Here is a 13,558-nt window from a genome sequence, read left to right on the forward strand (position 1 = left end):
CCCTGCCACAAGGTCGACATGACGGACCAACAGGTACGGGAGAGCGGCTTTCCCGGTCCCACCTGCGAAGGTCCGCGACCCGGACGAAGGGCCCGACCACCGTGGCCGGCCCGGGAATTCACGGCGCCGACACACGGGACGGGCCCGTCTCCGATCCCCCGGGAGACGGGCCCGTCGTCGGCGGTGCGCTGCGATCGTCTCAGAACTCGTCCGCACCGTCGCGGAGTTCGGGCGTCCAGTACCCGGTCTTCGCGACGGCCTCGTCGACGGCGATGCCGCCCGCCGGGGCGGCGACGACGACGCTGCCCTCGGCCGGACCGTCGGCGGCGAAGAGGTTCACGTTGAACTCCTTCACCACCTTGTTGTCCTCGTGGACACCGCCGTTGGAGACCCGCACGTTGGCGTACGCGGGCGCGCCCGGCTCCAGGACCACCGGAGCGGCCGGCTTGCTCTTCGCGACCGGCGGGACGTCCTTCGCCGTCTGGATCTCGCCGAAGGCGATGAGCGGGTGGCCGAGGAGACGGCAGGCGCTGCCCGAGGTGTTGGTGGCGGTGAGGACGATGTGCTCGGTGGGCACCTCGTCGGCCTTCCGTGCGGTGATCCGCACGTCGCCGTGGGCGCAGACGGGCGCCGTGGCGGCGGCGGCCGGGGTGCTCTTCGCGGAACCGCCCCCGGTGCTCCCCCCGGCGCTCTCCGTCGTGCCCTCCGTCGTGCTCTTCGCGGCGGCCGGGTCGGCGGAGGCGGTCGCGTCCCCCGACGCGCCCGCGCCCTGCGGCGCCGCCGTGGTCGCCGTCGCGGCGGGCGCGCCGGCCGTGGTCTTCGCGTCGCCGGCGTCCTTCGCGCCGCCGTCCCCGCCGCAGGCCGTCAGGCCGAGCGAGGCGGCCGCGACGGCGGCGACGAGGAGGGCGGTCCTGGCGGTCCTGGCGGATGACGTACGCATGTCGGTGATTCCCCCGTGATGTGGAGCGTGGTCGGTGCGGTGGCCTGTGGTGCCGACTACAGACTCCCGCCCGGCACTGCCGTCCCGCTTGCGTACCGCTAACGCCCCGCCGCCAGCCGCGCCAGCCGCTCCGCCGCCCGCGCCGAGCCCTCCGCGAAACCGGCCGCCTCGGCGTCGGCGGCGGCGCGTTCCAGCTGGTGGGCGGCCTCCTCGACCCGTCCGATGCCGGCCAGCGCCTCGCCCCGCGCGATCCGCAGCTGGGCCTGGACGACGACGGCGTCGGGCGCGACGAGTTCCCCGGCGCGAAGGACGTGCGCCAGCGCCTCCTCGTACTCCCCCGCCCGCAGGCAGTGCCCGGCCAGGTGGTGCAGGGTGAGCACCTGGGTGGACGGGTGCCCGATCCGGTCGGCGAGCGCGACCGCCCGCACCATCAGCGCGCGGGCCCGGTCGCACTCGCCCGTGGCGTCGAGGACGGCCGCGTGGTTGACGACGGCGATGGCCTCGCTGATCGGGTCCCCGGCCAGCGCGGCGAGACCGGGTGCCAGCGCCAGGTGGACCAGCGCCTCCTCGTCTCGCCCCTCCTCGTGCAGGATCCAGCCGAGCAGCGCCCGCGTCCGCGACTGGGCGTCCGGGTCGCCGACCGCCTCGGCCGAGGCGAGCCCCGCCTCCAGGAGCGGGGTCCAGCCGTCCTGGAGCCGCATCAGCATCAGCGGCCAGGCCGCGAGGGCGAGCCGCCAGGCCCGGTCGTGCAGCCCGAGCGCGGCGGAGGCGGCCACGGCCCCTTCCAGGGCGGGGCGTTCCGCCGCGTACCAGTCGAGCGCGGCGGTACGGCCCTCGAACTCCGGGACCGCGGCGGGCCGGCGGGCGTCGGCGGGCAGGGCGTAGCAGGGCTGCGAGCCGGGCTCGGCGGCGGCGTCGGCCGCGAGCCCCGCGTACAGGTAGTGGTCGAGGAGCCGGCGCAGCCCCTCCGGGTCGGCCTGCGGGGCGAGTCCGCGCGCGTAGAGCCGTACGAGGTCGTGCGGGGTCCAGCGGCCGGGCACCGTCTCCGTGAGGAGGTGGGCGGCGGTGAGCCGTTCGAGGTCGGCCGAGGCCCGGGCGGGGGTGGTGCCGGTGAGCGCGGCGGCGGCGAAGTGGTCCAGGTCGGAGCCGGTGTGGAGGCCGAGGGCGCGGAAGGCGCGGGCGGCGGACTCGGGCAGCTGCTGCACGGTGAGGCGCAGCGCGGCGGAGACGCCGACGTCCTCCACGTCGAGGAGGGCCAGGCGCCCCTGCTCGCAGGCGAGTTCGCCGACCATCGCGCCGAGCGACCACCCCGGGCGTTCGGCGAGCCGGGCGGCCGTCACCCGCAGGGCGAGCGGCAACCCGTCGCAGAGTCCGGCGAGCCGCGCGGCGGCGTCCGGCTCGGCGGTGACCCGGTCCGCCCCGAGCACGGTCGCGAGGAGGGCGGTCGCGTCGGCGGGCGGCAGCTGGTCGAGCGGCACCGGGCGGGCCGCGTCGGAGGCGATCAGCCCGCCGAGCCGGTCCCGGCTGGTCACCACGGTCACGCACCCCTCGCCGCCCGGCAGCAGGGGCCTGACCTGCTCCGAGGAGCGCGCGTTGTCGAGGACGACGAGGATCCGGCGGCCGGCCGTGAGGCTGCGGAAGAGCGCCCCGCGTCCCACCGCCGTCTCCGGCACCCGCTGCTGCGGCACGCCGAGCGCGAGCAGGAACTCGCGCAGCACGACCCCGGTCTCGGGCGCCGGGGTGTCGCTGAAGCCGCGCAGGTCGGCGAAGAGCCGGCCGCCGGGGAAGCCTCCCCGGCGCCGGTGCGCCCAGTGCACGGCGAAGGCCGTCTTGCCGACCCCGGCGGGCCCGGTGACGAGGCACACGGGTCCGTCGCCGCCGCCGGCCGCCCGGTCGAGCAGCGCGGCCTCGGCCTCCCGCCCGGTGAACCCGCGCGGCGCCCGGGGCAGCAGCTCGGGTACGACGACGGTGTCGGTCACCGGAGGGGCGGGGACCGGGAGCGGCGCCGGGACGAGGACCGCCCCCGCTTCCCGCAGCAGCTCCGCGTACGTGTCGCCGAGCACCGCGCCCGGGTCGACGCCCAGTTCCTCGGCGAGCAGCCGGCGGGTGCGGTGGTACCAGTCGAGGGCGTCCGACCGGCGCCCGGCCCGGGCCAGCGCGGTCATGAGCGCGGCGGCCAGCGACTCGCGCAGCGGGTGCGCGACGGCCTCGGTCCGCAGGACGGCGGCGGCCCGGCCGTGCTCGCCCAGCTTCCCGTACGCCTCCGCCAGCGCCTCCACCGACGAGAGCCGCAGCTCCTCCAGGGCGGTGGCGGCGGCCTCCAGCGGCCCGCTCGGAACGGTGCCGGTGAGCGCGGGCCCCTGCCAGTACGACAGCGCCTCGCGCAGCATCCGCACGCTGTCGGCGGCGTTCCGCTGCGCGCCCGCGAGCCCCACCAGTTCCTCGAACCGGTGCGCGTCCACCAGCGACTCGGGCATCCGCAGCAGATAGGCGGACCCCTGCGTGGTCAGCTCCACCCCGTACGTCTCGGCGCGGTGCTCGGCGAGCAGCGCCCGCAGCCGGGAGACGTGCCCCTGGAGGACGGTCTTGGCGTGGGTCGGAGGCTCGTCCTCCCACAGCGCGTCCATCAGTCCGGTCACGTTCACGGCCGTGTTGGGGCGCAGCAGCAGCGCGGCCAGCAGGCTGCTCCGCTTGACCGGTCCCGGGGCGACGTCGCCGCCCTCCGTCACGACCGCGACGGACCCGAGCAGCCGGAACTCCACCCGTACCTCCGCGTCAGTTTCCCCCGCTGCCCCCGGCAGCAGAGAATACGCGGCCCTCTCGCCCCGACCTGCACCGATCCCGCCGCGAGCCCGGTATTCGGCCGAAACCGGCGGGGCCCGACCCCCACGGAGCCGGACCCCTCCTCACTCGTACACGCCTGCCGGACGTCGAAGCCGCATATGCCCGAAGCCCGGTCCTGACCCGCGGCGGAGCACCCTCCACGGCTCCGACCCGGGATTTCCTCGACACTGCCCAGGGTGCGCAGTCCGCTCTTCTCGACACTCCCCCGCCGCAGCCGCCCTTCGGTGACGTCCCGCAGTCGGGCGACGGGAAGGGCGTCGAGCTCCCGCTTCACCGCCGCACCGTGGATCGGCTTCAGTGCCGCCCTTACCGCCTCCACTGCCCTTCCGTGGTCACCGACCACTGCCCGCGCCGCCTCGTACAGTCGCGCTCCCCGCGCGACCGTGTCCCGCTCGCCACGCCCCACGCTCCCCGCCCCTCCCCGCCGCCCACACCGGGCCTCGACGGGCGTTCGCAGCTCCCTGCGGACCGACCGAACCTCGGGTCGGTCATTCACACCCCCCAGACTTACCACCACCGGTAGGATCAGCACCATGAGCGGTAGCAGGAAGTATTCGATCAGTCTGCCCGAGGATCTCGCCGAGGCCGCACGCGCCCATGTCGGGCCCGGCGGTTTCTCCGCCTACGTCGCCGAGGCTCTCGAACAGAGGGTCGCCATGGACAAGCTGCGGGAGATCGTCGCCGACTTCGAGACCGACAACGAAGCTCTCACCCGCGAGGAGGTCGAGGCCGCCCGGGCGCTGCTGCGCCACGACCACCGGCAGGCCGGCGGGGCCGCCGCCTGATGCCCGGCACCCTCCTGCTCGACAGCGAAGGACTCTCGAAGCTCTACCGCAAGGACCGCACCGTCGTGACTCTGGTCCAGGCGGCGTCGGAGGAGGGCGTCCGCGTCGCCACCAGCGCCATGACCACGCTTGAGGCCGACTGCGAGCACATCCACCCGGCCCGCATCAAGTGGGTCCTCTCCCGCGTCGACGTCCACGACGTCACCAAGGAGATCGCCGACCAGGCCGCCGTCCTCCTTCGCGCCCATCGCCTTCACGGTCACAAGTACGCCATCGATGCCGCTCTCGCCGCCATCGCCCGCAGCACGCCCCAGCCGGTCACCGCCCTCACCTCCGATCCCGAGGACCTGGAACTCCTGTGCGGCCCTTCCGTGGAGGTCGTCAAGGTCTGAGGCCGCGTCGCCGCCATGCCGCCCGGCCGAACGCTGTCACCGCATCACGGGATCGAGGACCCACTGCGGACACACAGCTGTGCCCGACCCGCCGACAGGCGAGTCGGGCACAGCTGTCGACATAGCGTCAGGCGTTGAAGCGGAACGTTCGAAACAGAGCTCCCACCTGCGGAAACGCGGCTCTCGGTGCCCTTATCCAGCAACGATCCAGCACGGTGCGAGTTCATCCAGCACATCCAGCACGCACGACCGCGACGAACACCCACCACCCGCGATGCGTTGTGTACACATGGGACACTCGGTACCCTTGGGCGCATGACGCAGCCGCTGCCCATAGAGTCCATCCGCGACGTGCGTGCCCACCTCGCCGAGGTCGTGGAGCGCGCCGATCGCGACGACGTACCCACAGTGATCACGCGCCGAGGCAAGGAAGTCGCCGCCGTCGTCTCCATCGAGGTACTGCGCAAGTACCAGGAATGGGAAGAGCGCGAGATCAATCGGATCATCGACGAGCGCATGGCCAACCCAGCACCCGGCATCCCGATCGAGGACATCATGAGGGAGACGCTGGCGCGCAGTGAGTGAGTACCGAACCGTCTTCCGCCCCGAGGCGCAGGCCGAACTTCGGAAGATCCCTCGCGACATGGCGCTGCGCATCCTGGCCAAGCTGACCGAGCTGGAGACCGACCCCCTCGGTTTCGACACCACCGCACTCGTGTCACAACCCGACCGCCGTCGCCTGCGGGTCGGCGACCACCGCGTCGTCTACACGATCGACAACGGAGAGCTCGTGGTGTGGGTCGTTCACGTCGGACACCGCTCCACCGTCTACGACACTTGATGCCGGCTGAGCCAGCGTCAGAATATCCAGCACCCATCCGGCACGGTGACGACGAAGGGGCCACCTCCCGGAGGAGGCGACCCCTTCTGAACTGCACGTTTGCCAGATCAGCGACGTGGCGCTACGTGACGCATCACACGTTGAAGCGGAACTCCACGACGTCGCCGTCCTGCATGACGTACTCCTTGCCCTCCATGCGGGCCTTGCCGGCGGAGCGGGCGTCGGCGACGGAGCCGGTGGCGACGAGGTCGGCGAAGGAGATGACCTCGGCCTTGATGAAGCCCTTCTGGAAGTCGGTGTGGATGACACCGGCCGCCTCGGGGGCCGTGGCGCCCTTCTTGATCGTCCAGGCGCGGGACTCCTTGGGACCGGCCGTGAGGTAGGTCTGGAGGCCGAGGGTGTCGAAGCCGACGCGGGCGAGGGTGGCGAGGCCGGGCTCCTCGGCGCCGACGGACTGGAGGAGCTCCATGGCGTCCTCCTCGTCCAGCTCGGCGAGGTCCTGCTCCAGCTTGGCGTTGAGGAAGATCGCCTCGGCCGGGGCGACGAGGGCGCTCTGCTCGGCCTTGAAGGCGTCGTCGGTCAGCTCGTCCTCGTCGACGTTGAAAACGTAGAGGAAGGGCTTGGTGGTGAGGAGGTGGAGGTCGTGGAGGAGCTCCGCCTTCTCCGAGCCCTGGACGATGCCCTGGGAGAAGAGGGTGTCACCGCGCTCCAGGATCTCCTTCGCCGCCTCGACGGCCACGACCTTGGGGGCCACGTCCTTCTTGATGCGGGCCTCCTTCGCCAGGCGCGGGAGGACCTTCTCGATGGTCTGGAGGTCGGCGAGGATCAGCTCGGTGTTGATCGTCTCGATGTCGTCCTTCGGCGAGACCTTGCCGTCGACGTGCACGACGTTCTCGTCCTTGAAGGCGCGGATGACCTGGCAGATAGCGTCGGACTCGCGGATGTTCGCCAGGAACTTGTTGCCCAGGCCCTCGCCCTCGCTCGCGCCGCGCACGATGCCGGCGATGTCGACGAAGTCGACGGTGGCCGGGAGGATGCGCTGGGAGGAGAAGATCTCGGCGAGCTTGGTCAGGCGGGCGTCGGGGACGCCGACGACGCCGACGTTGGGCTCGATCGTGGCGAACGGGTAGTTGGCCGCCAGCACGTCGTTCTTGGTCAGGGCGTTGAACAGGGTCGACTTGCCGACATTCGGCAGGCCGACGATTCCGATCGTGAGCGACACGGTGGCGACTTCCCTAGATACGGATGATGGGTCGATCCCCCAGTTTACGGGGGGCGCGGCGCGGGCCTCACCGGCCGCCGGGGACGGGCCGGGGAGGAGCCGGGGACGAGTCCCGGCCGAGGTCGGGCCGAGTCCGGTCGAGATCGGTCGAAGTGTGGCCCCAAGGTCACCCAAAGGGCGTGTCCCGGGCTCCTCCCGACGCGTCCCGACCTACGTTGGTGAGGTGGAGCAGCACAGGACAAGTCAGCCGCAAGGCCGCCGACGGCCGCAGACCCCCCTCACGCCGCCCGGCGCGCTCGTGGAGGTGGAGGTGGAGGGGGCCGGAACCGGGGCGGCCACCGTCTACCGGGTCGGCACCCCGGCGACCGCGCGGCGGCCCGCGCCGCCCGTGGTGCAGGCCCTGCGACGGCTGCCCTCGCCCCGGCTCACCGGGCTCGGCGCGGGTCTCTTCGCCTCGGCGGCGATGCTCGTCGTCGGGTTCCTGGACTGGCTGGTCCTGGACGGTTCGCCGCTGGCGTTCGGTCTGCTGTTCCTGCCGGTGAGCGCGCTCACGGCGCTCTGGGTGCGGACCGCCGACCTGGTCACCGCGCCGATCGCCGTCCCGATCGCCTTCGCCGTCGGCGTCGTGCCGATCGCCGGCGGCGAGGGCGGCTTCGGCGGCCAGGCCATGGCCGTCGTCACCGCCCTCGCCGTGCACGCCGGCTGGCTGTACGGGGGCACGCTGGTCGCCGGCGTCATCGCGAGCGTCCGGAAGGTCCGCGCCATGGGCCGCCGGCGCCGCCGCCCGGCCCCCGCGGCTCCGGGGAACCCGCCCCGGGCGCCCCGCGCCGGGGTCGCCGGGCCCGCGCGGGGGAACCCGTCCCCCGCCCGGAACCGGCGGCCGGCCCCGTAGGCGTCCTCCCCGTCAGCGGGCGGCCGTCGCGCTCGCGGCCATCGCGGCGCCGACGATCCCCGCGTCGTTCCTCAGCTCGGCCGGGACGATCTCGGCGCGGATGCCGTCGAGGTAGGGGAGGAACTTGTCGGCCTTGCGGCTCACTCCCCCGCCGAGGATGAACAGCTCCGGGGAGAAGAGCATCTCCACGTGGGCGAGGTACTTGCGGAGCCGCTTGGTGGCCCAGTGCTCCCAGCTCAGCTCCTCGTCCTCGCGCGCCTTCGAGGAGGCGCGCTTCTCGGCGTCGTGGCCCTTGAGCTCCAGGTGGCCGAGCTCCGTGTTGGGGACCAGGCGGCCGTCGGTGAAGACGGCGGAGCCGATGCCGGTGCCGAGGGTCAGCAGGATGACCGTGCCGGTGCGGCCCCGGCCGGCGCCGAAGGTCATCTCGGCCACGCCGGCCGCGTCGGCGTCGTTGAGGACGGTGACCGGGAGGCCTCCGACGGCCTCGCCGATGAGCGCGCCGGCGTCGGTGCCGATCCAGGACGTGTCGACGTTGGCGGCGGTGCGCACCGTGCTGCCGGTGACGACACCGGGGAAGGTGACGCCGATCGGGCCGCTCCAGCCGAAGTGCGCCACGACCTCCGCGACGCTGCCCGCGACGTCGTGCGGTGTCGAGGGCTGCGGGGTGAGGACCTTGTGACGCTCCTCAGCGAGGGCGCCCCGCTCCAGGTCCACGGGGGCGCCCTTGATGCCCGAGCCGCCGATGTCCACTCCGAAGACGTTCATGGACTCACGTTACGGGCATCCGCCGACGACTACTCCTTGACGAGCTCGGCGGCCTCGGCGCGCAGGTCGCGGCGGAGCTCCTTGGGGAGCGAGAAGGTGAGGTGCTCGTCGGCGGTCTTGACCAGCTCCACGTCCGCGTAGCCGCGCTGCGCCAGCCACTCCAGGACCTCCTGGACCAGCACGTCGGGGACGGAGGCGCCGGAGGAGAGGCCGACCGAGGCGACGCCCTCCAGCCAGGCCTCGTCGATCTCGCTCGCGAAGTCCACCAGGTAGGCGGCGGGGACACCGGCCTGCTTGGCGACCTCGACCATGCGGATCGAGTTCGAGGAGTTCCTGGAGCCGACGACGATGACGAGCTCGGCCTGGCCGGCCAGCTCCTTGATCGCGGTCTGGCGGTTCTGCGTGGCGTAGCAGATGTCGTCCGACGGCGGGGAGACCAGCTGCGGGAACTTGTTCTTGAGCGCGTCGACCGTCTCCATCGTCTCGTCGACGGAGAGGGTGGTCTGGGAGAGCCAGACGACCCGGGAGGGGTCGCGGACCTCGACCTTGGCGACGTCCTCGGGGCCGTCGACGAGCTGGATGTGGTCGGGGGCCTCGCCGGAGGTGCCGATGACCTCCTCGTGGCCCTCGTGGCCGATGAGGAGGATGTCGAAGTCCTCCTTGGCGTACCGGACGGCCTCCTTGTGGACCTTGGTGACCAGCGGGCAGGTCGCGTCGATCGTCGCGAGCCGGCCCTGGCGGGCCTCCTCGTGCACGGTCGGGGCGACGCCGTGCGCGGAGAACATCACGATGTTGCCGGGCGGGACCTCGGTGGCCTGGTCGACGAAGATCGCGCCCTTCCGCTCCAGCGTCTGGACCACGTACTTGTTGTGGACGATCTCGTGGCGGACGTAGACGGGGGCCCCGTACTGCTCCAGGGCCTTCTCCACGGCGATCACGGCACGGTCCACGCCCGCGCAGTAGCCGCGGGGAGCGGCGAGCAGGACACGCTTCGGGCGGTGGGTCGCGGGCGTTGCACTCATGCGCCCCATCGTAAGGCCGCGTCGGTGAGCGCCGGGAGCACGGCCTTGGCCGAAACTGACGCCATGGCTGAGAACGCGCAGGTGGGCGGGGCGACACCGGGGCCGGACCACGTGGGGCTGCGGCGGACGCTGGGTTTCCGCGACCTGGTCGTGTACGGACTGCTGTTCATCGCGCCGATGGCGCCGGTCGGCGTCTTCGGCACGCTCGACGCGAAGTCGCACGGGGCCGTCGCACTGGTGTACGTCGTGGCGACGGTGGCGATGGCGTTCACGGCCTTCAGCTACGCGCAGATGGTCCGGGTCGTCCCGCAGGCCGGCTCGGTCTTCGCCTACGCCCGCAAGGGGCTCGGCGAGGGGCCCGGCTTCGTCGCGGGCTGGATGGCGATGCTGGACTACCTGCTGATCCCGGCCGTCGCCTACCTCTTCGCGGGGATCGCGATGGAGGCGCTGGTGCCGGAGGTGCACCGGTGGGTGTGGACGGGGATCGCCGTGGTGGTGACCACCCTGCTCAACCTGTGGGGGGTGCGGGCCGCGGCCCGGGTCGGCTTCGCGGTGCTCCTGATGGAGATCGTGGTGCTGCTGGTCTTCGTGGTGTCGGCGGTGGTGGTGCTCGTACGGGACGGGGCGCAGCGCGACTGGTGGTCGCCGCTGGCCGGCGACGGGACCTTCTCGCTCGCGGCGGTGATCGGCGCGGTGTCGGTGGCGGTCCTCTCGTACCTCGGCTTCGACGCGATCGCGGCCTTCGCGGAGGAGGTCACCGGCGGCTCGGCGAAGGTGGCGCGGGCCCTGCTCTTCTGCCTGCTCCTCGCCGGCCTCCTCTTCGTCGCCCAGACCTGGCTGGTGGCGCTGCTCGAACCGGTCTCCTCGGCGGAGCTCGCGGCCGACCCGGAGAAGCAGGGCTCCGCCTTCTACGACGCCGTGGACGCCTCGGTGGGCGGCTGGCTGCACGACCTGGTCGCGGTGTCCAAGGCGGTCGGCGCGGCCTTCGCGGCGCTGGCCGGGCAGGCGGCGGGCGGGCGGCTGCTCTTCGCCATGGGCCGTGAGGGGCGGCTGCCGCACGCGCTGGCGCGCACCGACGCGGGCGTGCCCCGGGTGGCGCTCCTGGTGTCGGCGACGGTGACGATGGTCGCGGCGCTCTGGGCGGCCCGCCGGGACGACGGCCTGGACCACCTGGTGTCGGTGGTCGACGTCGGCGCCCTGACGGCCTTCGTGCTGCTGCACGCGAGCGTGGTCGGCTGGTTCGCGGTCCAGCGGGCCGAGGGCCCGCCGCACTGGCTGCGGCACGTGGTCCTGCCGGTGGTCGGCGCGGTGATCCTGATCGCGGTGATCGTGGAGGCCTCGGTGGCGGCGCAGGTGGTCGGCGTGGTCTGGCTGGGCGTGGGGTTCGTGGTGCTCGCGGTGCAGGGGGCGGGGCGGGGGCCGGTCGGCGGCCCCCCGGAGGGGTCGGCGGGCCGGGCGCGGCGATGACGTTGTCGGAGGGCGCCGTTACGCTCGGTGCATGGCTCTGACTACGTCCGCCGAAGCACCGCTTCCCGTCGGTGAGGTCTCCCGGATGATCGGGGGGTGGATCGACCGGCTGGGGGCGATCTGGGTCGAGGGGCAGATCACGCAGCTCTCACGGCGCCCCGGCGCCGGGGTCGTCTTCCTGACGCTGCGGGATCCCTCGCACGACGTCTCCATCGCGGTGACCTGCTACCGGCAGGTCTTCGACGCGGTGGCCGACGTCGTCTCGGAGGGCGCCCGGGTCGTCGTGCACGCCAAGCCGGAGTGGTACGCGCCGCGCGGGCAGCTGTCGCTGCGGGCGGTGGAGATCAAGCCGGTCGGGATCGGCGAGCTGCTGGCCCGCCTCGAACAGCTGAAGCGGGGGCTCGCGGCCGAGGGCCTCTTCGCGCTCGACCGGAAGAAGCCGCTGCCGTTCCTGCCGCAGCTGATCGGCCTGGTCTGCGGCCGGGCCTCGGCGGCCGAGCGGGACGTCCTGGAGAACGCCCGGCGCAGGTGGCCCGCCGTCCGCTTCGAGGTGCGGAACGTCCCGGTGCAGGGCGTGAAGGCGGTGCCGCAGGTGATCCAGGCGGTCCGGGAGCTGGACGCGCACGAGGACGTGGACGTGATCGTGGTGGCCCGGGGCGGCGGCAGCGTCGAGGACCTGCTGCCCTTCTCGGACGAACAGCTGGTCCGGGCGGTGGCCGCGTGCCGTACGCCGGTGGTGTCGGCGATCGGGCACGAGCCGGACTCCCCGCTGCTCGACCTGGTGGCGGACCTGCGGGCCTCCACGCCGACCGACGCGGCGAAGAAGATCGTCCCGGACGTGGGCGAGGAGCTGGAGCGGGTGGGCGGCCTGCGCGACCGGGCGCTGCGGTCGGTCCGGGGCCTCCTGGAGCGCGAGGAGCGGGGCCTCGCGCACGCGCTGGCCCGGCCGGTGATGGAGCACCCGCGGCGGATGGTGGAGGTCAGGGAGGACGAGCTGGACGCGCTCCTGGCGCGCGGCCGGCGGGTCTTCGGCCACCTCCTGGACCGGGCGGAGTCGGAGCTGGCCCACACCCGGGCACGGGTGCGGGCGCTCTCTCCGGCGGCGACGCTGGAGCGCGGCTACGCGGTGCTCCAGCGGCCGGACGGCTCGGTGGTCCGCGCGGCGGCGGAGGTCGCGGAGGGCGACGAACTGCGGGCCCGGGTGGCCGAGGGCGAGTTCACGGTGCGACGGGCGTGACGGGCCCGCGCGGGACGACGACACGAGAAGGCACGGAGGACGGAGAAGAGATGGCAAGCGGTACGGACGCGGGGACGGCGCTCGGCTACGAGGAGGCGCGCGACGAGCTGATCGAGGTCGTCCGGCGCCTGGAGGCGGGCGGAACGACCCTGGAGGAGTCGCTGGCGCTCTGGGAGCGTGGGGAGGAGCTGGCGAAGGTCTGCCGGCACTGGCTGGAGGGCGCCCGCGCCCGGCTCGACGCCTCGCTGGCGACCGGGCGGGAGGGGGAGGACGGGGCGGAGTGAGGCGCCCGGCCGCGCTGCCACGGCAGGGGAACGGGCGCGCTGCCACGGCAGGGGCACGGGAGTGGTGGCCGGGTCGGCTTGGCCTGAAGGGGCGTGGTGGCGGGGCGCGGCCCGGGGCTACACTGGCGAAGTGAAACGGATCACTATCCGGATCAGATAGTTGAACTTTCACCAATCCTGGGCGTACTGTCGAGACATCGCCCGGATTCCTCGCCGGGCGGTCCCCTTTGCAGTCCGGAAGGTACGCAGCATGTCCCTCGTTCTCGACCCCGCCGCCCAGGACCTCCTCTTCCGCGAGGCCCGCACCGCCAACACGTTCACCGACGAGCCGGTGACCGACGAGCAGGTCCAGGCGATCTACGACCTGGTGAAGTTCGGCCCCACCGCCTTCAACCAGACCCCGCTGCGCATCACCCTGGTCCGCTCCCCCGAGGCCCGCGAGCGCCTGGTGAAGCACATGGCCGAGGGCAACCAGGCCAAGACCGCCGCCGCGCCGCTGGTCGCGATCCTCTCGGCCGACAACGAGTTCCACGAGGAGCTCCCGGCCCTGCTCCCGCACTTCCCGCAGGCCAAGGACATGTTCTTCGCCGAGCGCCCGGTCCGCGAGGGCTCCGCCCTGCTGAACGCCGCCCTCCAGGCCGCCTACTTCATCGTGGGCGTCCGCGCCGCCGGCCTGGCCGCCGGCCCGATGACCGGCCTGGACTTCGCCGGCCTCCAGAAGGAGTTCCTGGACGCCGACCACACCCCGCTGATGGTGATCAACATCGGCAAGCCGGGCGAGGACGCCTGGTTCCCGCGCTCCCCGCGCCTGGCCTACGACGACGTCATCACCACCGTCTGAGCCCGCTCCACGCACGACGAAGCCCC

At 73.2% G+C, this 13,558-nt stretch carries 14 protein-coding genes and 1 pseudogene; 9 read left to right on the forward strand and 6 right to left on the reverse strand.

Going from position 1 to position 13,558, the window contains the following annotated elements; all coding sequences use genetic code 11:
* Positions 1–199: 199 nt before the first annotated feature.
* The 3 genes and pseudogenes from ACFQ8C_RS25135 to ACFQ8C_RS25145 form a co-directional block, all read right to left on the reverse strand.
* Positions 200–940, reverse strand: coding sequence for a DUF4232 domain-containing protein (locus ACFQ8C_RS25135; RefSeq protein WP_383461535.1), 741 nt, complete (start codon positions 938–940; stop codon positions 200–202).
* 98 nt (positions 941–1,038) lie between these two features.
* Positions 1,039–3,702: a BTAD domain-containing putative transcriptional regulator gene (locus ACFQ8C_RS25140; RefSeq protein ID WP_383461536.1), complete on the reverse strand. Its 2,664-nt coding sequence runs from the start codon at positions 3,700–3,702 to the stop codon at positions 1,039–1,041.
* A gap of 239 nt (positions 3,703–3,941) precedes the next feature.
* Positions 3,942–4,190 (reverse strand): annotated as a pseudogene (locus ACFQ8C_RS25145) (ATP-dependent helicase); the annotation flags it as partial.
* Positions 4,191–4,317: 127 nt separating this feature from the next.
* Between ACFQ8C_RS25145 and ACFQ8C_RS25150 the strand changes: the two are divergent.
* From ACFQ8C_RS25150 to ACFQ8C_RS25165, 4 genes are all read left to right on the forward strand, one after another.
* Positions 4,318–4,569, forward strand: coding sequence for a hypothetical protein (locus ACFQ8C_RS25150; protein WP_383461538.1), 252 nt, complete (start codon positions 4,318–4,320; stop codon positions 4,567–4,569).
* Positions 4,569–4,961 carry a DNA-binding protein gene (locus ACFQ8C_RS25155; RefSeq protein ID WP_383461539.1) on the forward strand — a complete coding sequence of 131 codons (393 nt, stop codon included), beginning with the start codon at positions 4,569–4,571 and terminating at the stop codon, positions 4,959–4,961. The genes ACFQ8C_RS25150 and ACFQ8C_RS25155 overlap by 1 nt, the downstream gene beginning before the upstream one ends.
* 315 nt (positions 4,962–5,276) lie before the next feature.
* Positions 5,277–5,546, forward strand: a complete 270-nt coding sequence (locus ACFQ8C_RS25160; protein WP_007266282.1) for a type II toxin-antitoxin system Phd/YefM family antitoxin — start codon at positions 5,277–5,279, stop codon at positions 5,544–5,546.
* Entirely contained in the window at positions 5,539–5,802 is a 264-nt protein-coding gene (locus ACFQ8C_RS25165; protein ID WP_383461541.1) for a type II toxin-antitoxin system RelE/ParE family toxin, read from the forward strand. Before ACFQ8C_RS25160 ends, ACFQ8C_RS25165 begins: the two co-directional genes overlap by 8 nt.
* 133 nt (positions 5,803–5,935) lie before the next feature.
* Here the strand turns inward: ACFQ8C_RS25165 and ychF are convergent, their stop codons facing one another.
* A complete protein-coding gene (ychF, locus tag ACFQ8C_RS25170; protein ID WP_383461543.1) occupies positions 5,936–7,024 on the reverse strand; it encodes a redox-regulated ATPase YchF in 1,089 nt (362 codons plus the stop codon).
* Between the two features lie 223 nt (positions 7,025–7,247).
* On the opposite strand from ychF, the gene ACFQ8C_RS25175 reads away from it, so the two are divergent.
* A complete protein-coding gene (locus tag ACFQ8C_RS25175; protein ID WP_383461545.1) occupies positions 7,248–7,916 on the forward strand; it encodes a DUF6542 domain-containing protein in 669 nt (222 codons plus the stop codon).
* Positions 7,917–7,928: 12 nt separating this feature from the next.
* Here the strand turns inward: ACFQ8C_RS25175 and ppgK are convergent, their stop codons facing one another.
* Both ppgK and ACFQ8C_RS25185 read right to left on the reverse strand, forming a co-directional pair.
* Entirely contained in the window at positions 7,929–8,681 is a 753-nt protein-coding gene (ppgK, locus tag ACFQ8C_RS25180; RefSeq protein ID WP_383461547.1) for a polyphosphate--glucose phosphotransferase, read from the reverse strand.
* Between the two features lie 29 nt (positions 8,682–8,710).
* The gene (locus tag ACFQ8C_RS25185; protein WP_383461549.1) at positions 8,711–9,712 is read right to left on the reverse strand and encodes a 4-hydroxy-3-methylbut-2-enyl diphosphate reductase; all 1,002 of its coding nucleotides are present in this window, start codon (positions 9,710–9,712) and stop codon (positions 8,711–8,713) included.
* A 54-nt stretch (positions 9,713–9,766) separates the two neighbouring features.
* Between ACFQ8C_RS25185 and ACFQ8C_RS25190 the strand changes: the two genes are divergently transcribed.
* The 4 genes from ACFQ8C_RS25190 to ACFQ8C_RS25205 all read left to right on the forward strand — a co-directional run bounded on the left by ACFQ8C_RS25190 (position 9,767) and on the right by ACFQ8C_RS25205 (position 13,532).
* A complete protein-coding gene (locus tag ACFQ8C_RS25190) occupies positions 9,767–11,170 on the forward strand; it encodes an APC family permease (protein WP_383461551.1) in 1,404 nt (467 codons plus the stop codon).
* Between the two features lie 31 nt (positions 11,171–11,201).
* The gene (xseA, locus tag ACFQ8C_RS25195; protein ID WP_383461553.1) at positions 11,202–12,407 is read left to right on the forward strand and encodes an exodeoxyribonuclease VII large subunit; all 1,206 of its coding nucleotides are present in this window, start codon (positions 11,202–11,204) and stop codon (positions 12,405–12,407) included.
* 50 nt (positions 12,408–12,457) lie between these two features.
* Entirely contained in the window at positions 12,458–12,691 is a 234-nt protein-coding gene (locus ACFQ8C_RS25200) for an exodeoxyribonuclease VII small subunit (protein WP_383461555.1), read from the forward strand.
* A gap of 250 nt (positions 12,692–12,941) precedes the next feature.
* Positions 12,942–13,532, forward strand: coding sequence for a malonic semialdehyde reductase (locus tag ACFQ8C_RS25205; RefSeq protein WP_383461556.1), 591 nt, complete (start codon positions 12,942–12,944; stop codon positions 13,530–13,532).
* Positions 13,533–13,558 lie beyond the last annotated feature (26 nt).

The organism is Streptomyces sp. NPDC056503, assembly GCF_042794995.1.
Classification (GTDB): domain Bacteria; phylum Actinomycetota; class Actinomycetes; order Streptomycetales; family Streptomycetaceae; genus Streptomyces.

Coding starts and splice junctions, on each gene's coding strand:
- ACFQ8C_RS25135 (WP_383461535.1), bottom strand. CDS start 940: ATGCGTACGTCATCCGCCAGGACCGCCAGGACCGCCCTCCTCGTCGCC.
- ACFQ8C_RS25150 (WP_383461538.1), top strand. CDS start 4,318: ATGAGCGGTAGCAGGAAGTATTCGATCAGTCTGCCCGAGGATCTCGCC.
- ACFQ8C_RS25155 (WP_383461539.1), top strand. CDS start 4,569: ATGCCCGGCACCCTCCTGCTCGACAGCGAAGGACTCTCGAAGCTCTAC.
- ACFQ8C_RS25160 (WP_007266282.1), top strand. CDS start 5,277: ATGACGCAGCCGCTGCCCATAGAGTCCATCCGCGACGTGCGTGCCCAC.
- ppgK (WP_383461547.1), bottom strand. CDS start 8,681: ATGAACGTCTTCGGAGTGGACATCGGCGGCTCGGGCATCAAGGGCGCC.
- ACFQ8C_RS25185 (WP_383461549.1), bottom strand. CDS start 9,712: ATGGGGCGCATGAGTGCAACGCCCGCGACCCACCGCCCGAAGCGTGTC.
- ACFQ8C_RS25190 (WP_383461551.1), top strand. CDS start 9,767: ATGGCTGAGAACGCGCAGGTGGGCGGGGCGACACCGGGGCCGGACCAC.
- xseA (WP_383461553.1), top strand. CDS start 11,202: ATGGCTCTGACTACGTCCGCCGAAGCACCGCTTCCCGTCGGTGAGGTC.
- ACFQ8C_RS25200 (WP_383461555.1), top strand. CDS start 12,458: ATGGCAAGCGGTACGGACGCGGGGACGGCGCTCGGCTACGAGGAGGCG.
- ACFQ8C_RS25205 (WP_383461556.1), top strand. CDS start 12,942: ATGTCCCTCGTTCTCGACCCCGCCGCCCAGGACCTCCTCTTCCGCGAG.